This is a genomic window from Streptomyces sp. Tue6028 (assembly GCF_002300165.1).
Lineage (GTDB): Bacteria > Actinomycetota > Actinomycetes > Streptomycetales > Streptomycetaceae > Streptomyces > Streptomyces siamensis.
Genome location: NZ_MLCE01000017.1, coordinates 50,289 through 76,945, shown reverse-complemented (window position 1 = coordinate 76,945; position 26,657 = coordinate 50,289). Strand labels below are relative to the sequence as shown.

Here is a 26,657-nt window from a genome sequence, read left to right as displayed (position 1 = left end):
TCGGCTGACCGACTCCGGCGCGGGGTGAGGCTTCTGGGCGGCGCGCGCTCCTACAGCGACGCGATGACGCGGTCCGCCAGGATGTAGACGTTCTCCTCGCCGCAGGCGAACGTCAGCGTGTACGCGCCCGACACGCCCGAGCCGCCGAGCAGGACCGGGGTCTCGCCCTCGCGCAGCGCGGTGGCGAGCCGCTCCGCCGTCTCCCGGTGACCCGGCGTCATGCACAGCGTCGTACCGTCCGCGAAGACGTAGACGTCGAGGGTGCCGAGCGGGCCGGGGCGGACGTCCGCCAGCTCCGTGCCGGACACGGCGAGTTCCTCCAGGCACGCCACCGTGCGCTCATGGTCGTTCACCACGGGCGACTGGACCGGTACGAAGTCCGGGTGGGAGGGGTGGCGGCGGCGGGCCGCGGCCAGTTCCGGCGATTCGCCGTGGGCGCCGGCGGAGCCCTCCTCGGCGTCCGCGGCGGCCTCGGTGACCGGCTCCAGGGGCTCCAGGCCGACGAAGTCCGACTGGCGCGGCAGGAACATCTCGCTGTCCGTCAGACCGAGCAGGGAGGGTGCCTCGGAGGCGTCACGCGCTTCCTGCGCGGCCCAGAAGGCCCGCGCCTCGGCGAGCTCCCGCTCCCGCTCCTCGGCGAGCGCCTCGGCGACCGCGGCCCGTATCTCGTCCGTGTCCGCGGCCGGGCGGGCGGCGGGCACGAGACCGCGCGCGGTGGCCGTCGCCCGGCTCTCGACGAGCTCGGTGTGCAGAGCCGCGACCTGTCGACGCAGTCCCCGCACGGTGCGCAGTACGGCGATGCCCACGGCCGCGGTGGCACCCGTGGTGAGGAGCAAAGCAATCGGCATGGCGCTCACTGACGTACTCCCGGTTCAAGGTCGGCCCCCGACTTCCTACATCAGCTTGAAGGGCGGACCATCCGGCTGTCAGTGCGTAACGTCACGAAAGGGACAGGACTTTATGCCTGGGGTTTAGTCGTGCAAGCGCTCTGACCTGCGAAAATCGCTCTCCAGGGGGAGATAGGTCACATCTTGGGCGGGATTGGATCACAAATCGGCCCAGAGCCCCGGTGGTTGCGGGGATCTGGGCCGATCCGATCACGTTCGGTTCAACAACGGTCACCCGTACGGAATCTGCCGCCCGTTCGGATCCGCGTGCCCGGCCGTGTCAGCTGAGGCGCTCGATGACCATCGCCATGCCCTGGCCGCCGCCGACGCACATCGTCTCCAGGCCGAACTGCTTGTCGTGGAACTGGAGGCTGTTGATGAGCGTGCCGGTGATGCGGGCGCCGGTCATGCCGAAGGGGTGGCCGACGGCGATCGCGCCGCCGTTCACGTTCAGCTTGTCCAGCGGGATGTTCAGGTCGCGGTAGCTCGGGATCACCTGCGCGGCGAACGCCTCGTTGATCTCGAACAGGTCGATGTCGTCGACGGTCAGCCCCGCGCGCCGCAGGGCCTGCTTGCTGGCCTCCACCGGGCCCAGGCCCATGATCTCGGGGGACAGGCCGGTGACACCGGTCGACACGATGCGGGCGAGCGGGGTGAGGCCGAGCTCGCGGGCCTTCGTGTCGGACATGATCACGAGGGCGGCGGCGCCGTCGTTCAGCGGGCAGCAGTTGGCGGCCGTGACGAGACCGTCGGGGCGGAAGACGGGCTTGAGGCCCTGCACGCCCTCCAGGGTCACGCCCGCCCGCGGGCCGTCGTCCTTGGAGACGACCGTGCCGTCGGGCGTCGTGATCGGGGTGATCTCGCGCTCCCAGAAGCCGTTCTTGATGGCTTCCTCGGCGAGGTTCTGCGAGCGGACGCCGAACTCGTCCATGTCCTGGCGGGTGACGCCCTTGAGGCGCGCCAGGTTCTCGGCGGTCTGGCCCATCGCGATGTACGCGTCCGGGACCAGGCCGTCCTCGCGCGGGTCGTGCCAGGTCGAGCCCTCCGTCTGCGCGACGGCGGCGGTGCGGGCCTCCGCCTCGGCGAAGAGGGGGTTGTGGGTGTCCGGCAGGCCGTCGCTGGTGCCCTTCACGCTGCGCGACACCATCTCGACGCCCGCGGAGATGAAGACGTCGCCCTCGCCCGCCTTGATGGCGTGCAGTGCCATGCGGGAGGTCTGCAGGGAGGAGGAGCAGTAGCGGGTGATGGTGCAGCCGGGGAGGTGGTCCATCCCCATCTGCACGGCGACGATACGGCCGAGGTTGTGGCCCTGCTCGCCGCCGGGGAGGCCGCAGCCGAGCATGAGGTCGTCGATGTCCTTCGGGTCCAGCTCGGGGACCTTGGCGAGGGCGGCCTCGATGATCGTGGCGGTCAGGTCGTCGGGGCGCACGTCCTTCAGAGAGCCCTTGAAGGCGCGGCCGATGGGGGAGCGGGCGGCTGAGACGATCACGGCTTCGGGCATCACGGCTCCATTGGCATACGGGGATGAACCTTCGAGCAGGGCTGGTTGGGAAGTTACCCGTACGTATGGGCGAGGTCACGGGTGTGGGGGTGTGACTCGGGCCGCACTTTTCTAAGCGCTTGCTTTTCTCTGGCGGGGGCGCCTTCAGCGGGCGGTCCGGGGGCCGGAGGTGGGCTCCTCCGGCGAGGGGCGGCTTGTGAGGGGCTCCGGGGCTCCTACTCCAGCCTGGACCCCGGACCTGTTTCTCGCCCCCTCCGCCCCTACCCGTCCCACACCTGGGCCTCCGCCCCGGACCCCGCTCCTCAAACGCCGGAGGGGCTGAAGTTCGGGGCTCCGCCCCGGACCCCGCTCCTCAAACGCCGGAGGGGCTGAAACTTGGGCTCCGCCCCCCGGGGTGCTGAGTGCTTCCGGCCCAGGGCAGGAGACCTCAGCCCGTCCGGCGCTTGAGGACGAGGCCGTCCAGGCCGATGCCTGCACGCGGCCGAGCCCATCGCCAGGGCTGAGGCACAGCAGCCCACCCCGGGGCGGCAGCAACAGGAGCCCGCCCGGGGCTGCGGCAACAGGAGCCCGCCCAGGGCTGCGGCGCCGCAGAGGCGGTGGGCCCCAGGGGGCTACGGGGACGGCGCCGGTGCCGGGTCCGTGGCGGGGAGCCTCCGGCGGCGACGGCGCTTGAGAAGCGCCCAGGGCCCCCGCGGCCCGGTGGGCATGGCGGCAGTGACCTCCGTGCCGGGCTCGGACACGGCCTCCGCCGCCGCCCGGGCCACCGGCAGGAACCCCTCGCGCCGCGAGGCGTCCGGCCGCTCCTCGTCGGCCGGCCACAGGCCGAGCGCGGCGCACACCGTGGGCAGCACCGCCATCGCGGCCGTCGCGTAACCCTCCGCGGACGGGTGGTAGTTGTCGGGCCCGAACAGCTCCCGCGGATTCGCCTCGAACTCGGGGCCCAGCAGGTCGCCCAGCGACACCGTCCGGCCGCCCTGCTCGACCGTGCCGATGGTCTGCGCGGCGGCGAGCTGGCGCGACGCCCGCCGGGCCAGCCACCGCAGCGGCTGCTGGACCTGCTCGACGGTGCCCAGATCGGGGCAGGTGCCGACGATGACCTCCGCACCCGCCGTGCGCAGCCGCCGCACCGCCGAGGACAGGTGGCGCACCGACCGGGTCGGCGGCATCCGGTGCGTCACGTCGTTCGCACCGATCATGATCACGCAGACGTCGGGCACCCGGGCGGGATCCGCGAGGGCGAGCACCACCTGGCGGTCCAGGTCGTCGGACTGGGCACCGGGGAGCGCCACGTTGCACAGTTCCACCGGCCGCTCGGCCACCGCGGCGAGCCCGGAGGCCAGCAGCGCGCCCGGTGTCTGCCGGGCGCGGTGCACGCCCTGGCCCGCGGCCGTGGAGTCGCCGAGCATCGTCAGGCGGAGCGGGGCCTCGCCGGGGGCGGCGCCGGCGTAGTCGTATCCGTACAGGCCGTCGGCGCGCGGCGCGTAGGGCGCGTTCCCGTTGCCCACCTGGCGCTTCGCCAGCTGCACCTCGGCCAGCACCAGGCCGACGGCGGCCGCGCCCACCAGGCCGATCCCGCCACCGCCGTACGCCGCGCCCGCCGCGATGCGCCGCGCCACCCTCGCCCTCGACAAGCTCGACATCCTTGGCCGCCACCTCCTCGTAGCCGTACAAACACTGCTTGCCCCGTGCAGAGGGTCAGCCAATCTCAACGGCGCGTGAACGGTCCCCCAGGGCCTTAGGCTGACGGGACCATCCCTTTTAGAACGCAGCTCCGGAGACAACGGTGCAATTCCACGACTCGATGATCAGCCTCGTCGGCAACACCCCGCTGGTGAGGCTCAACAGCGTGACCGCGGGCATCCAGGCGACCGTCCTCGCGAAGGTCGAGTACTTCAACCCCGGCGGGTCCGTGAAGGACCGCATCGCCCTGCGGATGATCGAGGCCGCGGAGGAGAGCGGCGCGCTCAAGCCGGGCGGCACCATCGTCGAGCCGACCAGCGGCAACACCGGTGTCGGTCTGGCGATCGTCGCTCAGCAGAAGGGGTACAAGTGCATCTTCGTGTGCCCCGACAAGGTGAGCACCGACAAGATCAACGTGCTGCGCGCCTACGGGGCCGAGGTGGTCGTCTGCCCGACCGCCGTGGACCCGGAGCACCCCGACTCGTACTACAACGTCTCCGACCGGCTCGTGCGCGAGACGCCCGGCGCCTGGAAGCCGGACCAGTACTCCAACCCGAACAACCCGCTCTCGCACTATCACTCCACCGGCCCCGAGCTGTGGGAGCAGACGGAGGGCAGGATCACCCACTTCGTGGCGGGTGTCGGCACCGGAGGCACCATCTCCGGCACCGGCCGCTACCTGAAGGACGCCAGTGACGGCAAGGTCCAGGTCATCGGCGCCGACCCGGAGGGTTCCGTGTACTCCGGCGGCTCCGGGCGCCCGTACCTCGTCGAGGGCGTCGGCGAGGACTTCTGGCCGACGGCGTACGACCGGACCGTCGCCGACGAGATCGTCGCCGTGTCCGACAAGGACTCCTTCCAGATGACGCGCCGGCTCGCCAAGGAGGAGGGCCTGCTGGTCGGCGGCTCCTGCGGGATGGCCGTGGTCGCCGCGCTGCGGGTCGCCGAACGCCTCGGGCCCGACGACGTCGTCGTCGTGCTGCTGCCCGACAGCGGCCGCGGCTACCTCAGCAAGATCTTCAACGACGAGTGGATGGCCGACTACGGCTTCCTCGACGACTCCGGCCCGAGCGCGCGCGTCGGTGACGTGCTGAACGACAAGGCCGGCGGCTCCATCCCCTCCCTGGTCCACATGCACCCGGACGAGACCGTCGGCGAGGCCATCGAGGTGCTGCGCGAGTACGGCGTCTCGCAGATGCCGATCGTCAAGCCGGGCGCCGGCCACCCGGACGTGATGGCCGCCGAGGTCGTCGGTTCGGTCGTCGAGCGCGAGTTGCTCGACGCTCTCTTCACCCAGCGCGCCTCCCTCCAGGACCCGCTGGAGAAGCACATGTCGGCGCCGCTGCCGCAGGTCGGCTCCGGTGAGCCGGTCGGCGACCTGATGTCGGTGCTCGGCTCCGCCGACGCGGCGATCGTGCTCGTCGAGGGCAAGCCGACCGGCGTGGTCAGCCGCCAGGACCTGCTGTCCTTCCTGGCCAAGGGCGGCGCCAAGCAGTGACGCGCCGGGCCGCCGCCCGTCATGTGCGGACGGGCGGCACCCGACGGGCGTACGAGGTGTCCGTCGGGTGACGGATCCTCCGGCGGCGCCGGCCGGGACTTCGCGGAAGTGGTACGAGCGTGTCACGTCCGCGCAGCACCCGCTTAACACGCGTCCGGCACATTGGTGGATGTCGGCAGGGCGGGAGCGGCTCCCCGCCCGGGCCGGCACCGAAACGGCGCCAAGGACCTCCGGAGCGGCTCCCGGACCTCCATGGACGCCACGGACGCGCAAGCCCGGCCCTGACCCGGCCCGCGTCCCTCGCGGGGACCGCCGTCGTCCCGCCCCCCGGTGACGGGGGTGCGGCGGTCCCCGCGCAACACGTCACGAGGGCCCGGCACCTCTCACAGGTGCCGGGCCCTCGTGTGTCGTCCGCGACGCCGGCGGGCGGGCCCTCGCGCCGGTGCGCTCAGTCCTCCCAGTCGGACTCCGGCCGGTCCTTGCGGCGGCCGAAGAAATGGGGGGACAGGCGCGCGGCCTGGACCACGTTGACGCCGACGATGCCGCCCCAGGCGACCAGCAGGCCGGGCAGGTGCGCGACGCCGCCACCGATCGCGGACAGCGGGATCGCGAGGACGAGCGAGACGATCCCGAACCCGAAGCGCTCGCCCCAGGAGTCGGTCGACTGCGGTGAGCGCGAGCCGCGGGCCACCACCATCTGCTGTTCGGCGAGCTGGCGCCGCACCCGGCGGTCGACCGCGCCGTCGAGGCGCTGCTCGACCTTCTCCAGGAACGAGTCGACCAGCGCGGACTCGTACTCGTCACCTAGTTCCCTGCGCGCGTGCAGGGTGGCGTCGAGTTCCTTCTTCAATTCGGCGTCGCCGCGGGCTTCCCTACCGGTCATACCGCTCACGGTAGGGAGCCGGGGCCGCCGTGGCACTGGGGTTAGCCCCCCTGTTCGGGCTGGGCCGCACCCCCGTACGCGCGGCAGCGGGCCCGGGCGGCCGAGGGGCGGCAGGCGCCGTGTTCCGGTCAGGGCAGCAGGTGCACCCGCCCGCTGTCGAGGTCGAAGCGGGCGGCGGTCACCTCGGCCGCCGCGAAGGCCGGGTCGGCCCTGATCGCGTCCCGGACCCACGAGGTGTGCGCCCGCACGGTGTGGTCGGCCCAGTCCCCGGGGACCGGCCGGGTCCGCCGTGCCGCGGGCAGGATCTCGTCCACGAGCACCCGCAGGTGTCCCGGCACGGGCGTCCCGTCGCGCAGGTGCGCGAGGGCCGCCGCGATCGCCCCGCACCGCTCGTGCCCGAGGACCAGCACCAGCGGGATGCCGAGTTCTGCCACGCCGTACTGGACGGAAGCGAGCCCCGCCTCGTCCAGCACCTGTGCCGCCGTGCGTATGCAGAGCAGGTCCCCGAGCCCCTGGTCGAAGACGAGTTCGGGCGGGACGCGCGAGTCGATGCAGCCGACGACCACCGCGAAGGGCTGCTGCCCCGTGGCCAACAGCCGCTGCCGGTCGCGGTCCTGGTGCGGATGGCGGGGCGTGCCGGCGGCGTACCGCCGGTTGCCCGCGAGGAGTTCGGCGAGGGCCGCGCGGGCGGACGCCGGGCGGGGATGCGGTGCGGCGGCGGCCGGGGCCGCCGCCGATGCCGCGGTGAGCGCGGCGCCGGCCGCCGCGAGAAAGACCCTGCGGTTGGAGGGCATGACGCTCCCTCAGGAGGAGTGCTGGTGACGCTCACTCACCGTAGGCACGCATCCGCCTCCTCGGCTGCCCGTTTCACCGCATCCGGTGATTCGGAGGCGGACTCATCGCTCCTGGTGCGCCGGCCGGGGAGCGGAGGCCGGTTCGTGCGCCGTCCGCTCCGGGAGGTGCGCCGTGTCGCGCCGCGCGACCAGCCAGTACAGGAGCGCCGGTACCGCGAGCCCCACGATCCAGGAGATGTCCGCACCGCCCAGCGGCGCCACGAACGGACCCGTGTAGAAGCTCGTCGCGAGGAACGGAAGCTGGGCGAGCAGTCCCGCCGCGTACACCCCGAGCGCGTCCCAGCGCCACGCTCCGTAGCGGCCGTTCGGGTCCGACAGGGCGGGGATGTCGTACCGCTCCTTGGAGATCAGGTAGTAGTCGACCAGGTTGATCGCCGACCACGGGGTGAAGAAGGTCAGCAGGAACAGCAGGAAGTCCTTGAAGGAGGACAGGAAGCTGTCCTTGCCGAGCAGCGCGACCGCCGTGCCGGCCACCATGATCAGGCCGATGTACGCCGCCCGGCCGGCTCGCGACAGCACCCGCTGGCCGCGGAAGCCGCTGACGCTCGTCACCATCGACATGAAGCCGCCGTAGGTGTTGAGCACGTTGATGGTCAGCTTGCCGAGCGCGATCACGAAGTAGAAGAAGGACGCGACGAGTCCGGTGCCGCCGAGGGCGACGACGTAACCGACCTGGCTCGCCAGGAACTTCTCGCCGGCCGTGGCCGCGACCAGGACTCCGAAGGTCATGGACCACTGGGAGCCGAGGGCCGAGCCGGCGAGGGTCCACCAGAAGGTGGCGCGCGCCGACGTCGTACGGGGCAGATAGCGCGAGTAGTCGGCGACGTAGGGGCCGAAGGCCAGCTGCCAGGACGCCGACAGGGACATCGCCAGCAGGAACATGGGGAGGTCGAAGCGGGCGTCCCCGAACAGGGCCCCGACGTCCACCCGGTCCAGCAGCCTGATCCCGAGATACACGAACGCGAGGGCGCAGATCACGCTCGCGACCCGGCCGAGCGCGTGGATGACCTTGTAGCCGACCGCCGCCGTCACGGCCGTGACCACGGCGAAGACCACGATGCCGGTGGTGTCGTCGGTGTGCGTGAGTTCGCCGACCGCCTGCCCGGCCAGCACGCTGCCGCTGGCGAAGAAGCCGACGTACATCAGGACCACGAGGAGGAGGGGGATCACCGCGCCGCGCACCCCGAACTGCGCCCGGGACTGGATCATCTGCGGCAGGCCCAGCTTCGGGCCCTGCGCCGAGTGCAGCGCCATCACCGCGCCGCCCAGCAGATTGCCGAGCAGCAGGCCGACGATCGACCAGACCACGTCGCCGCCGAAGACGACGGCGAGTGCGCCGGTGACGACGGCGGTGATCTGGAGGTTGGCGCCGAGCCAGAGGGTGAACTGGGAGAACGCCGTGCCGTGGCGTTCCTCGTCGGGGACCACGTCGATGGAGCGCAGCTCCACGATGCCGCCCGCCATCACTTGGCCAGCCCGTGCTGCCGGGCGTACGTGTTCGCCACGTCCTCGGGGTCCTTCTTGTCCTTGTCCACCTGGCGGTTGAGCTCGGTGAGCTGAGCGGTGGTGAGCACGTTGCCGAGCTCGGCGAGCGCCTTGCGGACCGTGGAGTCGGCCTTGCGGTCGGCGACGAGCGGCACGATGTGCTGGCCGGGGATGAGGTTCTTGGGGTCGGACAGCACCACCCAGTCGTTGGCCTGGATGTCGGTGTCGGTGGTGAAGAGGTTCGCCACGTCGACGTCGCCCTTCTTCAGGGCGCCCTTGACCAGCGGGCCGGAGGAGTCGAGGGACTTGAACTCCTTGAACTCCACCCCGTACACGTCCTTCAGGCCGACCACGCCGACCTCGCGCTTCTTGACCTCGGGGGCGGCGCCGACGACGAGCCTGCCGTTCTGCTTCGCGAGATCGGCGAGCGTGGACAGGCCGTATTTCCGTGCGGTCTCCCGGGTGACCACGAAGGCGTCCGAGTCCTCCGCCATGCCGTACGGGAGGACCTGGAGGCCGGCCGGGAGCGCCATCGCGAGGGCGTTCTGCATCTCGCCCTCCTCGGTGGCCCTGGACTTCGGGGCCAGGTAGTGGAGCAGGGCGCCCTGGTACTCGGGGAGCAGATCGATGTCGCCGCCCTTGAGAGCGGGGATGAGGATCTCGCGGGTGCCGAGGTTGGGGCGGACGGTCGTCTTCACACCGGCGGCCTCCAGGACGGCGGCGTACAGGTATCCGAGGACCTGGTTCTCGGTGAAGTTGGCGGTGCCGATGGTGACGCCGCCCTTGCTGGAGCCGCTGCCGCCGCTGCCGGCGGAACCCCCGCCGTCGAGCGAGGTGATGCCGCTGCCGCAGGCGGTCAGGACGGGGACGGAGACGGCCGCGCCGGCGAGCGCGCCGAGGAGGGTGCGACGGTTCATGACTGGGGTGCTCCTAGGCGGGACGGTGGCGGAACAGGACGCGCTGGAGCGCGGAGAGGGCGAGGTCGAGGACGACGGCGACCACGGCGACGAGCACCGCTCCGCCGAGGACCTGCACCAGATCGCGCTGGGCGAGGCCGTCGAAGACGTAGCGGCCGAGACCGCCGAAGGAGACGTACGCGGCGATGGTGGCCGTCGCCACGACCTGGATCAGCGCGAGCCGCAGGCCCGTCATGATCAGGGGGAGCGCGAGGGGCAGCTCGACCTGGAGGAGCACCTGGTGGCCGCGCATGCCCTGGCCGCGTGCCGCGTCCTTCACGTCCGCGTCGACGGCGTTCATTCCGGCGTAGGTGTTCGTCACGATCGACGGGACGGCGAGCGCGACGAGCGCGATGTACACCGGCCACATCGACAGGCCGCTCGCCAGGAAGACGAGGACGACCAGGCCGACCGTCGGCAGCGCGCGGCCGAAGGAGGCGAGGTTGATCGCGAGGAAGGCGCCGCGGCCGGTGTGTCCGATCAGCAGGCCGACGGGGAGCGCGATGGCGGCGGCGACGAGCGTGGCGAGCAGGGAGTACTGGAGGTGTTCGGCCAGGCGGTGGGCGATCCCGTCCGTGCCGGACCACTGGTCGCCGCTGACCAGCCAGCTGCCGAGGTTCTCGAAGAGTTCGTACATCAGGCGCGCCGCCTCGTCCAAGGGGTGAGTGCGTACTGGACCGCGACCAGCAGCGCGTCCGCGACCAGGGCCAGCAGCAGGGTCAGGACGACGCCGACGATCACCGGCGTCGGGAAGTCGCGCTGGAAACCGTCGGTGAACAGCTGGCCGAGCCCGCCGTCGCCGATGTACGTCGCGACGGAGACCAGCGAGATCGACATGACCGTGGCGATCCGCACGCCGGCCATGATCACCGGCAGGGCCAGCGGGAGCTCGACGGTGAGCAGGGTGCGCAGCGGGCGGGTGCCCATGGCCTTCGCGGCCTCCTTCGTCCTCGCCGGGACCGAGTCGAGGCCCTCGACGGTGTTCCGCAGGAGGACGACCAGGGTGTAGATCGTCAGGCCGATGACCGTGGTGGTGCGGGTGAGCCCGCTCACCGGCAGCAGCAGGACGAAGACCGCGATCGACGGGATCGTGAAGAGCACGTTCGAGAGCCCGAGGAGGAGACCGCGCAGCGGGCGCACGCGGTGCGCGAGCACGGCCAGCGGCAGGGAGATCAGCAGGCCGAGGAGCACGGCGGTGAGCGCGGCTTCGAGGTGGGAGACGGTGAGCGAGGTCAGGTCGTCGGTGTGGTCGCCTATCCACGACCAGTCGACGGTCATGCGGCCACGCCCGCGCCGGTCGCGGCACCGGCCGCGCTGTGCGCCCGGCCCGCGTGCTCGTGGATGTCCTCGCGGGAGGTCACGCCGGTGAGCCGGCCTTCGCCGTCGACGCGGGCCACCAGGCCGGCCGGGGAGGTGACCGACTCGTTGAGCGCGGACAGCAGGGAGTCGCCGTCCTTCAGCGGCCGCAGGGGCACCTCGGCGTCCTTGGACCGGGAGCGCCAGGCCTGCGGCTTGCGCGCCTCGTCGAGCACGAGGGTCCAGGGGCCGTCCTGCGGGGCCGCGGCCTGCGGGACGTCGGCGAGGGTCGTCAGCGACAGGAGCTTCAGACCGCGCTCCGCGCCGAGGAAGTCCGCGACGAAGTCGTCCGCGGGGCGGGCGAGCAGTTCCGCGGGGGCCGCGCACTGCACCAGGTGGCCGCCGGTGCGGAAGACCGCGATCTGGTCGCCGAGCCGTACCGCCTCGTCGATGTCGTGGGTGACGAAGACGATGGTCTTGCTCAGCTCTTTCTGCAGGCGCAGCAGTTCGTCCTGGAGCTGGGTGCGCACGACCGGGTCGACGGCGCCGAAGGGTTCGTCCATGAGGAGGACCGGCGGGTCGGCGGCGAGGGCGCGGGCGACACCGACGCGCTGCTGCTGGCCGCCGGAGAGCTGGTGCGGGTACCGCTTGCCGGCGTCGGCGTTCAGGCCGACGGTCTCCAGCAGTTCGGCCGCCCGGGACCGGGCCTTCCTGCGGCCCCAGCCCAGCAGGAGCGGCACGGTGGCGATGTTGTCGAGCACTGTGCGGTGCGGGAAGAGCCCGGACTGCTGGATGACGTAGCCGATGGAGCGGCGCAGTTCCGCGGCATCCTGCTCCAGGACGTCCTTGCCGCCGACGCGGATGGTTCCGGAGGTCGGCTCGACCATCCGGTTGATCATCCGGAGGGTGGTCGTCTTGCCGCAACCGGAAGACCCGACGAGTACGGTCACGCCACCCTCCGGCATCTCCAGGGAGAGGTCGTGGACTGCTGTCGTGCCATTGGGGAAGCGCTTGTGGACCGTGTCGAACTGGATCATGAGGTGTCCCTTGCCCGGCCTGTATATCGTCATGCAGAGTTCTCTGTATCTGAATAGGTTGTCAACGGTCCGGCGTTAATCGCTGGTCACCAATGACCGCCAGGCAAGATTGAATGTCCGGGTTGAGGGGAGTACGGGCGTAATGGCGTCTCGGATTATGGACACGTCGAGTACGGCGGCACCCCTGTCGGTGACCGATCTCGTGGTCCTGGACGGGCGCGGCACCGGTGTCGAGGACGTCGTGCGCCTCGCCGACGGGACCGCGCGGCCGGTGCCGGCCACCGATGCGATGAAGCGGGTCGAGGAGTCGTGGGACGCCGCCCGGCAGATCGCCGCGACCGGACGCGTCTACGGCCGCTCCACCGGCGTCGGCGCGAACCGGAACGAGGATGTGCCCACCGAGGCGGCCGCCGACCACGGACTGCGCCTGCTGCGCAGCCACGCCGGAGCCATCGGCGAGGAGCTTCCCGCCCGCCAGGTCCGCGCCATGCTCGCCGTCCGCGCCAACCAGCTCCTCGCGGGCGGCGCCGGCCTGCGGCCCACCGTCGTCACGGCCCTGTGCGAGGCACTGGAGAACGGCGCGTACCCCGCGATCAACGAATTCGGCTCGGTGGGCACGGGCGACATCGCGGCACTCGCCCAGGTGGGCCTGGCGCTGGCCGGGGAGCACCCCTGGCGCGGGCCGGGCGCCCCCGAGGCGCAGCCCCTGGACAACAACGACGCCCTCGCGCTCATCAGCAGCAACGCGCTCACCCTCGGCCAGTCCGCCCTCGCGCTGCACGAACTGCGTGCCCTGATCGAGGCCACCCAGGTGGTGGCCGCGCTGTCGCTGCTGGCCGTCGACGGGTCCCACGAGGCGTACGCGGAGCCCGTGCACGCCGCCCGCCCGCACCGGGGATCGGCCGAAGTGGCCCGGCGGATGCGGACGTTGATCGGCGCGGCGGACCGGCCCACGCCTCCGCTCGGCCGCATCCAGGACCCGTACGGCTTCCGGTGCCTGCCGCAGATCCACGGCCCCGCGCACGACGCGGCGGACGCGCTGGACGGCGTCCTCACGGTGGAGATCAACGCCGCCGCCGAGAACCCGCTGATCTCGCCCGAGGACATGGCCGCCTACCACCACGGCGGCTTCTACCAGGCCCAACTCGCGCTCGCCCTGGACCACTTCAGGCTGGCCGTCACCCAGGTGGCGCGGCTGTCCACCTCCCGGCTCTCCACCCTCAACGAACCGGCCTACACCCGCCTGCGTCCCTTCCTCGCCGACCCGGAGCCCGCGTCCTCCGGGGTGATGATCCTGGAGTACGCCGCCGGTGCCGCGCTCGGTGACCTGCGGGCCTTCTCCGCGCCCGCCTCGCTCGGACACGCTGTACTCTCCCGGGGCGTCGAGGAGCAGGCGAGCTTCGCCTCGCTCGCCGCGCGCCAGACACTGCGGGCGTGCGGCGCGTACCGTCTCGTCGTCGGCTGTGAACTGGTCGCCGCCGTACGGGCGCTGCGCCAGCGCGACCTGCGGCCCGAGCCGGACCTTCCGGTGGGCCGGGCGCTGGAGCTGGCCGAGTCGGTGCTCGACCCGGAGCAGGCAGACCGGCCGCTCACGGACGACGTGACGGCGGCGGCCGCGCTGCTGGACCGGTTCACGGACATCTGGAGGGGGAGCACGTCATGAGCGCGGGCAAGAGCGTGGACAGGAACGCGGGCAGGAACGCGGGCACCGGCACGGCCGCGGACGGGGACGGCGTGGGCGGGAACGCGGGAACCGTCCCGGACGCGGGGGACGACGCGGGCGTCGTCGTGTCCGACAGCCCCGCCGCACGGCTGCAGGCCCTCTTCGAGGGGCACCGCCTCACACCGACCCAGCGGCGCATCGCGCACAGCATGGTGCGGCGCGCCGCCGACGTGCCGTTCCTGTCCAGCGTCGAGCTCGCCGAGCTCGCCGGGGTCAGCCAGCCCTCCGTGACCCGCTTCGCGGTCGCCCTCGGCTTCGACGGCTACCCGGCGCTGCGCAAGCATCTGCGTGAGGTCGCCCCCGCGGAGCCGGCCGCGGACACCGCCTCGTACAACGAGTACCAGCAGGCCGTCGAGGCCGAGATCGAGAACCTGAGGCACCTCGCGGAGGCGCTCGCCGACCCCCGTCCGGTGGCCAGGGCGGGCCGGCTCCTCGCGGCCTCCCGCCCGCTGCCCGTCCTCGGACTGCGGGCCGCCGCCTCGCAGGCGTACGGCTTCGCGTACTTCGCCGCCAAGGTCCACCCGGACGTACGGCTGCTGCACGAGGGCGGCACCATGCTCCACGACCGCATCGACGCCGCCGTGCGGGCCGGTGCCACGGCCCTGCTGTGCTTCGCGCTGCCTCGCCACCCGCGCGAGGTCGTCGACTCGCTGGCCTACGCGAAGCAGGCCGGGCTGACCGTCGTCACCGTCGCGGACTCCGCCTTCGCGCCGGTGGCGAAGGTGTCGGACCTGCTGCTGCCCGCCGCCGTCGGCACCGGCCTCGCCTTCGACACGGCGTGCTCCCCGATGCTGCTGGGGCGCGTCCTGCTGGAGGCCATGTGCGACGACCTGCCCGACGCGCAGGCGCGGTTGGAGGAGTTCGACACGCGGGCAGCGGCCCGGGGCCTGTTCACCGAGTAGCCGTCGCGGCACGCCCCTCGGCCTCTCAGACTCGTCTCACCTTCTTCGGCTACCGTGCCCGCCCGACAGAGCGAACGGTGAGCTGAGGAGGCGGAGCGTGGCGCGCGGAGGGCAGGGACTGGCCCGGGTGGCCGTCGTCGTGCGGGCCGGTGCCGCACCACTGTGGTGGTGCGGGGTGTTCGCGGCCGGGATCGGGGTGCTGGTCCCCGGACTGACGGGCCGCCGGATCGGAGTGCCGGCCGGGGCCGCGCTGTTCCTCGTGGCGGCCGCCGTGACGGCGTGCGTGCGCCGCAAGCGGTACGCGGCCCTGGTCCGCTCCGCGGCCCGTGCCGGCAAGCAGGACGTGCTCCAGGACCGTGCCGTGACGGTGCGCAACTGGCGCCGGGGCCACCGCTGGTGGCTCGTCCTGGCCTTCCTGGCCGCGTTCGGCAGCTCCTTCGCGGTGCCCGCCGCGGGCGGCATGCTGCTGGCGGGCGTGGGGACCGGACTGTGGTTCAAGGCCGGCTGGCTCGGGCGCCGCGAGCGCGCCGGGGAGACGCTGATCTGGGTGCGGGTCGACTGGCTCGGCCGCCGCGCGGGCGCACCGGTGGGCAAGCCCGTCAAGGCCTGCCGTGCCACCGGCGTCGCGGCCGGCGACGCCGCGCCCGGAGGGGCGCGGCGCCGCTGACCGCGAGATGGCGGGTGCCGGTGACGTGACGGGGCGCTAGACCTCCAGATCGGCTTCGATCCTGCGCAGTTGGTGCCGGGCCATCGCCAGGTTGGCCCGTTTGCCGTCGAGCACCAGGTACAGGAAGAGGCCGTTACCGCCGCGCCCCTTGAGCAGCCGGATCAGGTGGTACTGGTCGGACAGCGTGATCAGGATGTCCTCGATCTCGCCCTTGAGGCCGAGGTGTTCCATGGTGCGGATCTTCGCGCGGACGACGTCGGTGTTGCCGGCCGCCGCGACATTGAGATCGAAGCCCTTGCTGCCGCCGATCGTGCCCAGCGCCATTCCGCTGGTGTAGTCGACGAGAGCCGCTCCGGTCGCGCCCTCGATGGACGCCATAGCCTCTTTCAGCGTGGTTTCGGTGTTCGCCATGGTGGATTGCTTCCTTTCAGCTTTCCGATGTGGTCGGGGTGTTGGGTGCGGTGGTGGTGCGCGCGTTCCCCGGGCCGCGCGCCGTGCGGGTACGTGTGGTCGTGGCCCCGGACGGGGCCTTCCCGGAGGCTCTGGCCGGGCCGAGCGGTTCGCCGCGTGCGGTGGCGGCGTCCACGAGCTCCCCGATCCGGGTTCCGGAACGGCGCCCTTCCAGGTGGAGGCGGCCGACGTTGACCCGGTCCTGGGCCAGCAGCGTCAGCACGGCGGAGGTGCCCGCCGCGTACGTGGCGACATAGCCGTGCACGCCGCGGACCAGCAGTTCGCGGAAGTCGCCCTGTTCGGTCGCGTCCGTCATCCGTGCGGCGACCCCCAGCGCCGCCGCGGTGAGCGCGGCCAGCCCGTCCGGCTCCACACCGGGGGTGTCGTGGGCGAGGACGAGACCGTCCGCGCTGGCCGCGAGCGCCCCGGTCAGCTGGGGCACCCGGGCCCTCAACCGGTGGAGTTCGTCCAGGACTTCGGGCTCCGCCGCCATCAGCAGTCTCCTCTCGGCACGCTGTCGTAGCGCGCGGATCACAAGGCCTCCCCCGGGTTGGGACTCACAGGGCCTCCAGCGCGTCTCGGAGTCGCCGCAGCAGCGCGACGTCGGGATCGGCGGAGGGCTGGGTGAGCACGCCGGGCAGGGGAGGCGGCTGCGGTGCGGGTACGGCCCCCACCAGTCCGGCGGCGGCCAGCCGGCGCAGGTCGACCAGGGTGTGGAAGGCCGGCCGCCCGAGCGCGACGGAGACGTCGGCCGCGGTCCGTACGCCGTCGACCCGGCCGAGTACGGCTTCCTGGCGCAGCGGCACGGACGGCCCGGCGGGCAGCCCGGAGCGCAGCAGCGGAGCGGTGTCCGTCGCCGGGTCGGGCCAGATGCGGTGCAGCAGTTCGCGGCGGCGCACCGTCTCGCGCTCCAGCGCGGCCACGGGCACGGGGTGGACGGGGCCCAGCCAGTGCGCGGCCCCGTAGCGGAAACGGGTCGGGGAGCCGCTCGGGCCGAGCACGAAGTACGCCGCGTCGTACAGCGCGCCGAGGTGGCACAGCTCCAGCGCGCCCTCGGCGATCCGGCCGTGGTCGACGAGGAACCGGCCGACCCGGCGGCGGGCGCCGGCCGCAGCGACGGCCTCCCGCCACGCCTCGGCGTCCAGCACTCCGCGGGCGGCCAGCAGTACGTCGAGCCCTGGGGTGGAGGGGCTCTCGGCGTGCACCACCTGACCGTCGGCGAGGTAGAGGGTGCCGTGCTCGCGGATGAGGACGCCGGTGGCCCGTTCGTCGGCGAGGCGGCTGAGCATCGGCGAGACGCCGCCGTTGGCGCTGGTGCCCGCCGCCCTGTCCCGCACGGGGAGGCGGGGCGGCGGAGGTGTTCTGACCGTCGTCATCCCAGCACCAGCCGTCCGGCCATCTCGCCGAGCCGTATCCGGGCCAGCGCGAGATTCCCGTCGGAGCGGGCCAGCCACAGGTGCAGGAACACGCTGCTGTCGAAGGTCGTCCGTACGAACCGCAGCAGGTGGTAGCTGTCGCGGTTGCTGATGATCAGGTCCTCGACCGGTGTCTCCTGCTCCGACCAGTCGGAGCCGTCCGATGGGGCGAAGGCGCTGTGTTCCGCGGCGAGCCGGGCGAGTTCGGCGGCCTCCGCCGCCGTCGTCTCGTGGTCACCGCCCGGCGCGTCCCCCACGGTGCCCAGGGCCAGGCCGCTGGTCCAGTCGACCACCGCTGCACCCCGCGCACCGGGCAGTGTCATGGCTTCCAGTAGGCACTCGTCGATTCCGGGCACCGTCTCTCCCCTCCCGCCAAGGGTTCGGCCGAGTGACGCCGAAGTTACGCAACGTGTGCGTGACGGGTGAGGGATCCGGCATTTTCCTGTGGAACATGCCCGCGGTGACTAAGGTGGGTCAACTGACCACATTCTGTGGCCGGTAAGTGTCGTCGCGCAGGGGTGGCCGGGGGCGCCCAGGAGTGCGGGGCGGCGTGCGTTCCCGTGAGCGCCCCCGACGGCACTCCTAGAGTCCCGTGAGGGCGGACCGCTGCGCCCCGCCGGACTCCGCGACGATCTCGTCGACGGTCTGCGGCTCGCGGACGACCGCGAAGCGCACCCCGCCCCCCGCGTCCCGGGCGAACCCGAAGATCCCTGGACGGGCCAGGGAGTTGTACGCGTAGTGGTGGGCGAAGTAGTACGCCCCCGTGTCCAGCGCGGCCGCGTGGTCGCCCTGTTCGAGCAGCGGCAGCGCGCGCCCCTCGGCGAGCAGGTCGCCGGCGAAGCAGGCGGGGCCCGCGACGTCCTGGACGACGTCCGGGCCCGTCTTGGGCCGGCCCTTCGCGTCGTACGCGGCGATCCGCAGCGGCCACGACGCCGGCGCGTACACCGTGCGGGCCGCCACCTGGACCCCGGCGTGCGTGACCGCGACCTTCCGCCCTCCGGCGGACTTCGCGTACTCGACCCGTGCGAGCACCGTCCCGTGCTTGGCGAGCAGCGACCGCCCGAACTCGGTGACCAGGCCGTACCGTCCGTCGAACAGCCCCGGCACCGCCTCCGACAGCAGCCGCGCGTACTGCGCGTACGTCGGTGTCGTCGCGTCGGAACCGAAGTTGACCGGCAGCCCGCCGCCGATGTCGATCGTGTCGACCTGCCGCCGCCCGACGTGCCGGTTGATCTCCTCGGCCAGTGCGTACACCTCCGCCACCCCCTGCGCCATCAGGGACAGCGGGACGCCCTGTGACCCGGAGTGCAGGTGCAGCCGGGTCAGCCACGGACGGCCTGCGAACGCCTCGACGAGCCACTGGCGCGCGCCCTCGTCGCGCAGTGCGACCCCGAACTTGGAGGTCGCCGTGGCGGTGGACAGCGCCTCGATGGAACCCCCGCCGACCTGCGGGTTCACCCGGATTCCGAGGGGAGCGCGGGTGGGCGCGGACCGGACGGCCGCGTCCAGTCGGTCCAGCTCCTGCGCATTGTCCGCGTTGACCGCGATCCCCAGCGCCAGCGCCTCGCGCAGCTCGGCCTTCGTCTTGGCGGGGGAGTCGAGGACGGTGCGCGCGGGGGGCACTCCGGCCGCGCGCGCCAGCGCGAGCTCCCCCGGGCTCGCCACCTCCGCGCCGATGCCCTCCTCGTACAGCAGCCGCAGGACGGGGACGAGCGGGGTCGCCTTCACCGCGAAGGCGTGCAGCACCGGCGTGCCGGGGGCGGTCACCGCCGCGAAGGCGGCCCGCAGGTCCGCCGCCGACGCCCTGATGCCGTGCACGTCGAGGAGCGCGACGACGGGCGTTCCCGGCCCGGTCAGGCCCTGCTCGACCGCGGCCCGTACCGCCTCGTCACGCCGCGCGACCCGGTCGGCGTCCCCTTCGGGCGAGCCGCTCCCGCCCGTCCCGCCGCGCCCCGCCGGGGCCCGCGGCGGGACGGGTCCGCCCGCGCCCGGGGCGCCTGTCCCACCGCCGCCGGGAGCGGCCCCGTGCGCGCCACGCCGGTCCGTCCCGTTCCCGCCCTCCGCGTGCTCCACCGGATCCCCCGTCCTGTCCCTGTCTGCACCCATACATCCCAGCCAAACATCCCCGGCTCGGCGGCGCTGGCGCACGCCGCTATTGACTAGCTCTATTCAAGAAGTCAGGATGTGAATATCCATAGCAACAGTCGCTGAACAGTCCGGACACCGGACCCGTCCGCACAGGAGGCAGCCCATGTCAGGACCCCGCCCCGTCCGAGCGCCGCGCGGTACGGAACTGAGCGCCCTGGGATGGCAGCAGGAAGCCGCCCTGCGGATGCTGCAGAACAACCTCGACCCCGAGGTCGCCGAGCACCCCGACAAGCTCGTCGTCTACGGCGGCACCGGCAAGGCCGCCCGTGACTGGCGCTCCTTCGACGCCATGGTCCGCACGCTGCAGACCCTGAAGCAGGACGAGACGATGCTCGTCCAGTCCGGCCGTCCCGTCGGCGTCATGCAGACCCACGAGTGGGCCCCGCGCGTCCTCATCGCCAACTCCAACCTGGTGGGCGACTGGGCCAACTGGGAGGAGTTCCGGCGCCTGGAGGCCCTCGGCCTCACCATGTACGGCCAGATGACGGCCGGCTCCTGGATCTACATCGGCACCCAGGGCATCCTCCAGGGCACCTACGAGACCTTCGCCGCCGTCGCCGCGAAGAAGTTCAACGGCACGCTCGCGGGCACCATCACCCTGACCGCCGGCCTCGGCGGCATGGGCGGCGCCCAGCCGCTGGCCGTGACGATGAACGACGGCGTCGCGATCTGCATCGACGTCGACCCCCGCGCGATCGAGCGCCGCATCGAACACCGCTACCTCGACGTGAAGGCCGACTCCCTGGAGCACGCCCTCCAGCTGGCCACCGAGGCCCGCGACCAGCGCAAGCCGCTCTCCATCGGCCTGCTCGGCAACGCGGCGGAGCTGCTGCCCCGCATGCTCGCCGAGGGCGCCCCCATCGACATCGTGACCGACCAGACCTCGGCCCACGACCCGCTCGCCTACCTCCCCGTCGGCGTCGACTTCGACGACATGGCCGACGCGGCCGCCAAGGACCCGGCCGGCTTCACCGCCCGCGCCCGCGAGTCGATGGCCAAGCACGTCGAGGCGATGGTCGGCTTCATGGACGCCGGCGCGGAGGTCTTCGACTACGGCAACTCGATCCGCGGCGAGGCCCAGCTCGCCGGGTACGACCGGGCGTTCGCCTTCCCCGGCTTCGTCCCCGCCTACATCCGCCCCCTGTTCTGCGAGGGCAAGGGCCCCTTCCGCTGGGCGGCCCTGTCCGGCGAGGCCTCCGACATCGCCAAGACCGACAAGGCGATCCTCGACCTCTTCCCGGAGAACGAGTCCCTGCACCGCTGGATCAAGATGGCCGGCGAGCGCGTCCACTTCCAGGGCCTGCCCGCCCGCATCTGCTGGCTCGGCTACGGCGAGCGCGACAAGGCCGGCGAGCGGTTCAACGACATGGTCGCGAGCGGCGAGCTCCAGGCACCGCTGGCCATCGGCCGGGACCACCTCGACTGCGGTTCCGTCGCCTCCCCGTACCGCGAGACGGAGGCCATGCTCGACGGCTCGGACGCGATCGCCGACTGGCCGCTGCTGAACGCCATGGTGAACGTCGCCTCCGGCGCCTCCTGGGTCTCCCTCCACCACGGCGGCGGCGTCGGCATGGGCCGGTCCATCCACGCGGGCCAGGTCTCCGTCGCCGACGGCACGAAGCTGGCCGGCGAGAAGATCCGCCGGGTCCTGACGAACGACCCCGGCATGGGCGTCATCCGTCACGTCGACGCCGGTTACGACATCGCCGAGTCGGTCGCCGACGAGCGCGGCGTGCGCGTGCCGATGCGTGAGGGCGGCGAGGCGTGAGCTTCCGGAGCATGTGGGCGGAGCTGCTGCCGGTCGGCCGCAGCTCCGCCTCCGGCGGATACCGCCGGTTCGCCTGGACCGGTGCCGACGCCGACTGCAGGGCCTGGTTCAAGGACCAGGCCGAGACCCGCGGCCTGACCTACGAGCTCGACCGGAACGGCAACCAGTGGGCCTGGCTCGGCGACCCCGCCGGGCAGGACGCCGTGGTCACCGGATCGCACCTGGACTCGGTCCCCGATGGAGGCGCCTTCGACGGGCCCCTCGGTGTCGTGTCCTCCTTCGCCGCGCTCGACGAACTCCGCGCGAGGGGCGTCCGGTTCACCAAGCCCGTGGCCATCGTCAACTTCGGCGACGAGGAGGGCGCCCGGTTCGGGCTCGCCTGCGTCGGCTCCCGGCTCGCGGCCGGACAGCTGACCGTCGAACAGGCCCACCGGCTCACCGACGCGGACGGCGTGACCCTGCCGCAGGCCATGGAACGGGCCGGGTACGACCCCGCCACGATCGGGCCCGACCCCGAGCGGCTCGCCCGGATCGGCGCCTTCGTCGAGCTGCACGTCGAACAGGGCCGCGCCCTCGACCTGAGCGGCGACCGGGTCGGCATCGCCAGCGCCATCTGGCCGCACGGGCGGTGGCGGTTCGACTTCCGCGGCGAGGCCAACCACGCGGGCACGACCCGGCTCGTGGACCGCCGTGATCCGATGCTGTCCTACGCCGAGACCGTGCTCGCCGCCAGGCGCGAGGCGGAACTCGCCGGTGCCGTCGCCACCTTCGGGAAGATCTCCGTCGAGCCGAACGGCGTGAACGCGATCCCCTCCCTCGTCCGCGGCTGGCTCGACTCCCGCGCCGCCGACCAGCCGACCCTCGACACCGTCGTCACCGGCGTCGAGAAGGCGGCCCGCGAGTACGCCGAGGCGCACGGCATCGAACTCGACGTCGTCCGCGAGTCGTTCACCCCCGTCGTGGAGTTCGAGCACGCGCTGCGCGACGAACTCGCGCGCATCCTGGGCAAGGAGGCGGACCTCACCGTCCCCGTTCTGGGTACGGGTGCCGGACACGACGCCGGAATCCTCTCCGGCACCGTGCCGACCGCCATGCTGTTCGTACGCAACCCCACGGGCGTCTCGCACTCCCCGGCCGAGCACGCCGCCGAGGACGACTGCGTGGCCGGGGTGACCGCACTCGCCGACGTACTCGAAGGGCTGGCCTGCAGGTGACGCAGACGTACTGGCTGGAACACGCCTGGCTCGACACCCACGTCGAGCCGGGCGTCGCCCTGGACGTACGGGACGGCCGCATCACCGCGGTCCGCACCGGAGCCGAGACCCCGCCGCCGGGCGCCGAGATCCTGCGCGGACTCACCCTCCCGGGACTCGCCAACGCCCACTCGCACGCCTTCCACCGGGCCCTGCGCGGCACCGTCCAGGTCGGCTCCGGGACCTTCTGGACCTGGCGCGAGGTCATGTACTCCTTCGCCGACCGGCTGACCCCGGACACCTACCGCGCCCTCGCCCGCGCGGTGTACGCGGAGATGGCGCTCGCGGGCGTCACCGCGGTCGGCGAGTTCCACTACGTGCACCACGCCCCCGGCGGCGCCCCGTACGCCGACCCGAACGCGATGGGCGAAGCGCTGATCGAGGCCGCGCGGGAGGCCGGGATCCGCATCACCCTCCTCGACACGGCCTACCTCTCCTCCGGCTTCGGACAGCCGCCCAACGCGCACCAGCGGCGCTTCTCGGACGGCACGGCCGACGCCTGGGCGCAGCGCGCCTCGCTGCTCAAGGACCGGGAGCACGCACGGATCGGTGCCGCCGTCCACTCCGTACGGGCCGTGCCCGCGGACCAGCTGTCGACCGTGGCGCGCTGGGCCGAGGAACGGCGGGCCCCGCTGCACGCCCACCTGTCCGAGCAGACGGCGGAGAACGAGGCCTGCCGGGAAGCGCACGGCTGCACGCCCACACGGCTCCTGGCCGACCACGGAGTCCTCGGGCCGCGCACGACCGGCGTCCACAACACGCACCTCACGGACGAGGACATCGTCCTGATCGGCGGTTCGGGCACCGGCACCTGCATGTGCCCGACCACCGAACGCGACCTGGCGGACGGCATCGGGCCGGCCGTCGCCCTCCAGCGGGCCGGCTCGCCCTTGTCCCTGGGCTCCGACAGCCACGCCGTCATCGACCTGCTCGAAGAGGCCCGCGCGATGGAGCTGAACGAGCGCCTGCGCACCCGGACCCGCGGTCACTGGACGGCGGCCGCCCTGCTGCGCGCCGCCTCCGCCGACGGCCACGCGGCCCTCGGCTGGGACGACGCCGGCATCCTCGAAGCGGGCGCGCCCGCCGACTTCACCACGATCGCCCTCGACACGGTCAGAACGGCGGGACCCCTGCCGCGCCTCGGCGCCGAGACGGCCGTGTTCGCCGCGACGGGGGCCGACGTACGCCATACGGTCGTGGCCGGCCGGCACGTCGTACGGGACGGGGTGCACACGCTCGTGCCGGACGTGCCGACCGCGCTCGCGGACGCCGTCGAAGCCCTGCGCGCCTGATGCCCACCCGCAGTCCCGCCACCCCTGAGGACGCCATGAGCAGCACCACCGTCATCACGAACATCGCAAGCCTGGTCACCAACGACCCCTCCCTCGGTGACGGGTCGCCCCTGGGCCTGATCCGGGACGCGGCCGTCGTCATCGACGGCGACCGCATCGCGTGGACCGGTGCGTCGGACAAGGCACCCGCCGCCGACGACCGGGTCGACGCCGGGGGCCGGGCCGTGATCCCCGGCTTCGTCGACTCCCACTCGCACCTCGTCTTCGCGGGCGACCGCACCGAGGAGTTCAACGCCCGTATGTCGGGCCGCGGTTACACGGCGGGCGGCATCCGCACCACCGTCGCCGCGACCCGCGCCGCGGACGACGCGGCCCTGGAGCGCAACCTCACGCACTACCTGGCCGAGGCCCTGCGCCAGGGCACGACCACGTTCGAGACGAAGTCGGGCTACGGCCTGACCGTCGAGGACGAGGCGCGGGCCCTGCGCATCGCGGCGGCGCACACCGACGAGGTCACCTATCTCGGCGCCCACATCGTCCCGCCGGACCACGCGGACGATCCGGCCGGGTACGTGGCCCTGGTCACCGGCGAGATGCTCGACGCCTGCGCCCCGTACGCCCGGTGGGTCGACGTGTTCTGCGAGAAGGGCGCCTTCGACGGCGACCAGGCGCGCGCGATCCTCACGGCGGGCAAGGCGAAGGGCCTGCACCCGCGCGTCCACGCCAACCAGCTCTCCTACGGCCCCGGCGTCCAGCTCGCCGTGGAACTGGACGCGGCGAGCGCGGACCACTGCACGCATCTGACGGACGCCGACGTGGACGCCCTGGCCAACAGCCGGACCGTGGCCACGCTGCTGCCCGGCGCCGAGTTCTCCACCCGCGCCGAATGGCCCGACGCCCGCCGCATCCTGGACGCGGGCGTCACCGTCGCCCTGTCCACGGACTGCAACCCGGGGTCGTCCTTCACGTCGTCCGTGCCCTTCTGCATCGCCCTGGCCGTGCGCGACATGCGGATGACCCCGGACGAGGCGCTCTGGTCGGCGACGGCGGGCGGGGCGGCGGCCCTGCGCCGTGACGACGTCGGCCGTCTCACCCCGGGCGCCTTCGCCGACCTGGCCCTGCTCGACGCCCCGAGCCATGTGCACCTGGCCTACCGGCCGGGCGTCCCGCTCGTGTCGCGCGTGTGGCGGCGCGGCGTCCCGGTCACGTAGCCGTCGCCCCGGCGCGCCAGCGCTGGTCCTCGCCTCCCCCGACGGTGAAGAGCGCGACGCCGTAGCCGTCCGGGGTGACCGCGTGGTCCGGGGCGATGGCGGGCCGGATCACGCCGTCGCCGTCCACGGTGAAGCGCAGGTTCTGGCCGTGGGAGCCGTAGACCGAGTCGCACTCCCAGATGCCGACGCCCCGGTCGGTGTCGCCGCGGCTGTCGAGGCAGTAGTCCGGGTCGGCGTACGACTGGAGGACGTCGCGGTCGGTGTCGACGCGCCACATCTGGGTGGGCGACGAGGTGCAGCGGGCCGTGATCACGTCCGTGCCGCGGTCCAGGTCGCCGTCGCGGATGTCCAGGCATCGGCCGGAGCCGATGTTCACCACCTGGGCGAAGGTGCCGTCCGGCGGACGGGAGGCGCTGCGCGTCGGCGACGGCTTCGGCGTCTTCGCGGGCGTCTTCGACGGCTTCGCGGTCGGTGAGGGCGTCGGCGGCCGGCTGGGGCGCCGGGAGGTGGCGGACGGGGAAGGCGACGCGGACGCGGAGACCGTCGCCGTCACCGTCACAGGGGGCGGCGCCTCGGGGGTGCGGACCGTTCCGGCCGTGGGCGCGGGGTCCGAGCCGCCGGACGTCAGCAGGAACAGCAGCAGCGGCGCCACCGCGACGCCGAGCGCGGCGGAGACCAGCACGAAGCGCCGCGAGGGCAGTCCGGCCCAGCCGTCCCGCGCGGCGGGCGCGGTCCGGTGCTCCCCGTCGCGGCGCCCCACGAGAGCGGCACCTCCCCACGGCAGCAGCCCCTCCGCCAGGGCCTCGCGCGGGGTGTCCCGCAGGGCGCCCAGCTCCTCGTACGCGGCGGCGCAGTGTCCGCAGTGCGCCATGTGGGCGTGCAGGTCGGCGCTGTAGCGGGGGCTCTCGGGGTGCGCGGCCTCCTCGATCAGCCGCCGGAAGTCCTGGCATCGCGGGTTGCCGGAGCGGGCGAGGCGGGTCTTCAGACAGGCCTGGCGCAGGGCCTGGAAGGCCGGTCCGCGCCCGTAGGTCGCGTCCTGCGGGGTGATGCCGAGGAGCGTCGCGGTCCGCTCGTCGGGTTCCTCGTCGACGACGCCGTACCAGACGAGTCCCTGGACGCGGGTCGGCAGTGACGCGAAGGCGTCGAGCATCGGCGGGACGGGGCCGTCGGGACCGGCGTGCAGGAGCCGTCCGAGCAGGTCGGGGTCGAGGCGGCTCGCGCGTTCCCCGGTGGCCCAGGAGACGGCCACCTGTCCTACGAGGAGCAGGAGTTGATGGCGCCACGGTCCGCGCGGGTCGCTGCCGAGCGCGGTGTCGCGGGCGGCGAGCGCGAAGGCCTGCGCGGTCAGTTGGCGGGCGGCGGCCTCGCCCGCCGTGCACATGCGGGCGTAGGCGTGGACCGCGGGCCGGTGGCGCAGGCGCAGTTCGCGCAGCGCCGGATACGCGGTCGGGGTGTCGGCGCGCAGCAGTTCGGTGAGCTGCGCGTCGGAGACGGTGGCGAACATGCCCTCGCCCCCGGCCTCGTCCCCGGTGTCCTCAGCGTCGGTCCGGCCGGCCCCAGCCATTCCCGTGCCTCCTCGCATCCCCTCGGCCCGCCCGCCGGAGCCCTGACCTACCGGCGGGTATGGGGGGCCCATAGTGGTGGAGGCGATCCGGCGGGAAAAGGGGTTTCCGGGGGTAACTCGGCTTGATGCCAAGCCGTGACCGCGGCGGTCGCCGGCGGCGCCGGGTGGCGGGCACGTCGGCCTCGCG

The 26,657-nt window shown here is 73.0% G+C and carries 24 protein-coding genes; 8 read left to right on the top strand and 16 right to left on the bottom strand.

The genetic code is table 11. The features are described 5' to 3' along the window. Positions 1–50: 50 nt before the first annotated feature. The 3 genes from BKI49_RS15250 to BKI49_RS15240 all read right to left on the bottom strand — a co-directional run bounded on the left by BKI49_RS15250 (position 51) and on the right by BKI49_RS15240 (position 4,028). Positions 51–848 carry a hypothetical protein gene (locus BKI49_RS15250; RefSeq protein ID WP_095934820.1) on the bottom strand — a complete coding sequence of 266 codons (798 nt, stop codon included), beginning with the start codon at positions 846–848 and terminating at the stop codon, positions 51–53. Positions 849–1,167: 319 nt separating this feature from the next. Next, entirely contained in the window at positions 1,168–2,388 is a 1,221-nt protein-coding gene (locus BKI49_RS15245) for an acetyl-CoA C-acetyltransferase (protein ID WP_095934819.1), read from the bottom strand. A 611-nt stretch (positions 2,389–2,999) separates the two neighbouring features. Next, positions 3,000–4,028 (bottom strand): SGNH/GDSL hydrolase family protein, encoded by a 1,029-nt coding sequence (locus BKI49_RS15240; protein WP_179332457.1) that lies wholly within the window; start codon positions 4,026–4,028, stop codon positions 3,000–3,002. Positions 4,029–4,171: 143 nt separating this feature from the next. On the opposite strand from BKI49_RS15240, the gene BKI49_RS15235 reads away from it, so the two are divergent. Next, positions 4,172–5,566 (top strand): cystathionine beta-synthase, encoded by a 1,395-nt coding sequence (locus BKI49_RS15235; RefSeq protein ID WP_028803882.1) that lies wholly within the window; start codon positions 4,172–4,174, stop codon positions 5,564–5,566. Positions 5,567–6,014: 448 nt separating this feature from the next. Here BKI49_RS15235 and BKI49_RS15230 read toward each other — a convergent pair whose 3' ends face one another. The 7 genes from BKI49_RS15230 to BKI49_RS15200 form a co-directional block, all read right to left on the bottom strand. Beyond that, positions 6,015–6,449 (bottom strand): hypothetical protein, encoded by a 435-nt coding sequence (locus BKI49_RS15230; protein WP_179332456.1) that lies wholly within the window; start codon positions 6,447–6,449, stop codon positions 6,015–6,017. 128 nt (positions 6,450–6,577) lie between these two features. Continuing rightward, the gene (locus BKI49_RS15225) at positions 6,578–7,243 is read right to left on the bottom strand and encodes a carbonic anhydrase (protein ID WP_095934816.1); all 666 of its coding nucleotides are present in this window, start codon (positions 7,241–7,243) and stop codon (positions 6,578–6,580) included. A 102-nt stretch (positions 7,244–7,345) separates the two neighbouring features. Beyond that, the gene (locus tag BKI49_RS15220) at positions 7,346–8,767 is read right to left on the bottom strand and encodes a purine-cytosine permease family protein (protein WP_095934815.1); all 1,422 of its coding nucleotides are present in this window, start codon (positions 8,765–8,767) and stop codon (positions 7,346–7,348) included. Further along, positions 8,767–9,705, bottom strand: coding sequence for an ABC transporter substrate-binding protein (locus BKI49_RS15215; protein WP_095934814.1), 939 nt, complete (start codon positions 9,703–9,705; stop codon positions 8,767–8,769). The genes BKI49_RS15220 and BKI49_RS15215 overlap by 1 nt, the downstream gene beginning before the upstream one ends. A 13-nt stretch (positions 9,706–9,718) precedes the next feature. Further along, a complete protein-coding gene (locus tag BKI49_RS15210; protein WP_095934813.1) occupies positions 9,719–10,381 on the bottom strand; it encodes an ABC transporter permease in 663 nt (220 codons plus the stop codon). Next, the gene (locus BKI49_RS15205; protein WP_095934812.1) at positions 10,381–11,022 is read right to left on the bottom strand and encodes an ABC transporter permease; all 642 of its coding nucleotides are present in this window, start codon (positions 11,020–11,022) and stop codon (positions 10,381–10,383) included. Before BKI49_RS15205 ends, BKI49_RS15210 begins: the two co-directional genes overlap by 1 nt. Further along, the gene (locus BKI49_RS15200) at positions 11,019–12,077 is read right to left on the bottom strand and encodes an ABC transporter ATP-binding protein (protein WP_095934811.1); all 1,059 of its coding nucleotides are present in this window, start codon (positions 12,075–12,077) and stop codon (positions 11,019–11,021) included. Before BKI49_RS15200 ends, BKI49_RS15205 begins: the two co-directional genes overlap by 4 nt. A gap of 142 nt (positions 12,078–12,219) precedes the next feature. On the opposite strand from BKI49_RS15200, the gene BKI49_RS15195 reads away from it, so the two are divergent. From BKI49_RS15195 to BKI49_RS15185, 3 genes are all read left to right on the top strand, one after another. Continuing rightward, positions 12,220–13,740, top strand: coding sequence for an aromatic amino acid ammonia-lyase (locus BKI49_RS15195; protein WP_095934810.1), 1,521 nt, complete (start codon positions 12,220–12,222; stop codon positions 13,738–13,740). Beyond that, a complete protein-coding gene (locus tag BKI49_RS15190; RefSeq protein ID WP_257004801.1) occupies positions 13,737–14,702 on the top strand; it encodes a MurR/RpiR family transcriptional regulator in 966 nt (321 codons plus the stop codon). The genes BKI49_RS15195 and BKI49_RS15190 overlap by 4 nt, the downstream gene beginning before the upstream one ends. Positions 14,703–14,799: 97 nt before the next feature. Beyond that, positions 14,800–15,369 (top strand): hypothetical protein, encoded by a 570-nt coding sequence (locus BKI49_RS15185; protein WP_095934809.1) that lies wholly within the window; start codon positions 14,800–14,802, stop codon positions 15,367–15,369. Positions 15,370–15,405: 36 nt separating this feature from the next. Here BKI49_RS15185 and BKI49_RS15180 read toward each other — a convergent pair whose 3' ends face one another. The 5 genes from BKI49_RS15180 to BKI49_RS15160 form a co-directional block, all read right to left on the bottom strand. Beyond that, positions 15,406–15,780 (bottom strand): roadblock/LC7 domain-containing protein, encoded by a 375-nt coding sequence (locus BKI49_RS15180; protein WP_095934808.1) that lies wholly within the window; start codon positions 15,778–15,780, stop codon positions 15,406–15,408. Positions 15,781–15,796: 16 nt separating this feature from the next. Next, positions 15,797–16,312, bottom strand: a complete 516-nt coding sequence (locus tag BKI49_RS15175) for a roadblock/LC7 domain-containing protein (protein WP_095934807.1) — start codon at positions 16,310–16,312, stop codon at positions 15,797–15,799. Between the two features lie 64 nt (positions 16,313–16,376). Continuing rightward, positions 16,377–17,195, bottom strand: coding sequence for a hypothetical protein (locus tag BKI49_RS15170; protein ID WP_095934806.1), 819 nt, complete (start codon positions 17,193–17,195; stop codon positions 16,377–16,379). Further along, complete coding sequence (locus BKI49_RS15165; RefSeq protein ID WP_028803869.1) at positions 17,192–17,590, bottom strand: hypothetical protein; 399 nt, start codon at positions 17,588–17,590, stop codon at positions 17,192–17,194. The genes BKI49_RS15170 and BKI49_RS15165 overlap by 4 nt, the downstream gene beginning before the upstream one ends. Before the next feature lie 226 nt (positions 17,591–17,816). After that, the gene (locus BKI49_RS15160) at positions 17,817–19,340 is read right to left on the bottom strand and encodes a type III PLP-dependent enzyme domain-containing protein (protein WP_257004800.1); all 1,524 of its coding nucleotides are present in this window, start codon (positions 19,338–19,340) and stop codon (positions 17,817–17,819) included. A gap of 145 nt (positions 19,341–19,485) precedes the next feature. On the opposite strand from BKI49_RS15160, the gene hutU reads away from it, so the two are divergent. Genes hutU through hutI form a run of 4 tightly spaced genes read left to right on the top strand, consistent with a single transcriptional unit; the run spans position 19,486 to position 24,906 of the window. Then, the gene (hutU, locus tag BKI49_RS15155) at positions 19,486–21,150 is read left to right on the top strand and encodes a urocanate hydratase (RefSeq protein ID WP_095934804.1); all 1,665 of its coding nucleotides are present in this window, start codon (positions 19,486–19,488) and stop codon (positions 21,148–21,150) included. Beyond that, positions 21,147–22,364 (top strand): allantoate amidohydrolase, encoded by a 1,218-nt coding sequence (locus BKI49_RS15150; protein ID WP_095934803.1) that lies wholly within the window; start codon positions 21,147–21,149, stop codon positions 22,362–22,364. Before hutU ends, BKI49_RS15150 begins: the two co-directional genes overlap by 4 nt. Further along, positions 22,355–23,695, top strand: a complete 1,341-nt coding sequence (locus BKI49_RS15145; RefSeq protein WP_095934802.1) for a formimidoylglutamate deiminase — start codon at positions 22,355–22,357, stop codon at positions 23,693–23,695. Before BKI49_RS15150 ends, BKI49_RS15145 begins: the two co-directional genes overlap by 10 nt. Beyond that, positions 23,695–24,906 carry an imidazolonepropionase gene (gene hutI / locus BKI49_RS15140; RefSeq protein WP_257004798.1) on the top strand — a complete coding sequence of 404 codons (1,212 nt, stop codon included), beginning with the start codon at positions 23,695–23,697 and terminating at the stop codon, positions 24,904–24,906. Before BKI49_RS15145 ends, hutI begins: the two co-directional genes overlap by 1 nt. On the opposite strand, the gene BKI49_RS15135 is transcribed toward hutI, so the two are convergent. Then, positions 24,899–26,470 carry a ricin-type beta-trefoil lectin domain protein gene (locus BKI49_RS15135; RefSeq protein WP_373557552.1) on the bottom strand — a complete coding sequence of 524 codons (1,572 nt, stop codon included), beginning with the start codon at positions 26,468–26,470 and terminating at the stop codon, positions 24,899–24,901. The two genes, hutI and BKI49_RS15135, sit on opposite strands and share 8 nt — an antisense overlap. Positions 26,471–26,657 lie beyond the last annotated feature (187 nt).

Excerpts from the sequence above, each read along its gene's own strand:
- BKI49_RS15250 (WP_095934820.1), bottom strand. The coding sequence starts at position 848 with ATGCCGATTGCTTTGCTCCTCACCACGGGTGCCACCGCGGCCGTGGGC.
- BKI49_RS15245 (WP_095934819.1), bottom strand. The coding sequence starts at position 2,388 with ATGCCCGAAGCCGTGATCGTCTCAGCCGCCCGCTCCCCCATCGGCCGC.
- BKI49_RS15240 (WP_179332457.1), bottom strand. The coding sequence starts at position 4,028 with ATGTCGAGCTTGTCGAGGGCGAGGGTGGCGCGGCGCATCGCGGCGGGC.
- BKI49_RS15230 (WP_179332456.1), bottom strand. The coding sequence starts at position 6,449 with ATGACCGGTAGGGAAGCCCGCGGCGACGCCGAATTGAAGAAGGAACTC.
- BKI49_RS15225 (WP_095934816.1), bottom strand. The coding sequence starts at position 7,243 with ATGCCCTCCAACCGCAGGGTCTTTCTCGCGGCGGCCGGCGCCGCGCTC.
- BKI49_RS15220 (WP_095934815.1), bottom strand. The coding sequence starts at position 8,767 with ATGGCGGGCGGCATCGTGGAGCTGCGCTCCATCGACGTGGTCCCCGAC.
- BKI49_RS15215 (WP_095934814.1), bottom strand. The coding sequence starts at position 9,705 with ATGAACCGTCGCACCCTCCTCGGCGCGCTCGCCGGCGCGGCCGTCTCC.
- BKI49_RS15210 (WP_095934813.1), bottom strand. The coding sequence starts at position 10,381 with ATGTACGAACTCTTCGAGAACCTCGGCAGCTGGCTGGTCAGCGGCGAC.
- BKI49_RS15205 (WP_095934812.1), bottom strand. The coding sequence starts at position 11,022 with ATGACCGTCGACTGGTCGTGGATAGGCGACCACACCGACGACCTGACC.
- BKI49_RS15200 (WP_095934811.1), bottom strand. The coding sequence starts at position 12,077 with ATGATCCAGTTCGACACGGTCCACAAGCGCTTCCCCAATGGCACGACA.
- BKI49_RS15195 (WP_095934810.1), top strand. The coding sequence starts at position 12,220 with ATGGCGTCTCGGATTATGGACACGTCGAGTACGGCGGCACCCCTGTCG.
- BKI49_RS15190 (WP_257004801.1), top strand. The coding sequence starts at position 13,737 with ATGAGCGCGGGCAAGAGCGTGGACAGGAACGCGGGCAGGAACGCGGGC.
- BKI49_RS15180 (WP_095934808.1), bottom strand. The coding sequence starts at position 15,780 with ATGGCGAACACCGAAACCACGCTGAAAGAGGCTATGGCGTCCATCGAG.
- BKI49_RS15175 (WP_095934807.1), bottom strand. The coding sequence starts at position 16,312 with ATGGCGGCGGAGCCCGAAGTCCTGGACGAACTCCACCGGTTGAGGGCC.
- BKI49_RS15170 (WP_095934806.1), bottom strand. The coding sequence starts at position 17,195 with ATGACGACGGTCAGAACACCTCCGCCGCCCCGCCTCCCCGTGCGGGAC.
- BKI49_RS15160 (WP_257004800.1), bottom strand. The coding sequence starts at position 19,340 with ATGGGTGCAGACAGGGACAGGACGGGGGATCCGGTGGAGCACGCGGAG.
- hutU (WP_095934804.1), top strand. The coding sequence starts at position 19,486 with ATGTCAGGACCCCGCCCCGTCCGAGCGCCGCGCGGTACGGAACTGAGC.
- hutI (WP_257004798.1), top strand. The coding sequence starts at position 23,695 with ATGCCCACCCGCAGTCCCGCCACCCCTGAGGACGCCATGAGCAGCACC.
- BKI49_RS15135 (WP_373557552.1), bottom strand. The coding sequence starts at position 26,470 with ATGGCTGGGGCCGGCCGGACCGACGCTGAGGACACCGGGGACGAGGCC.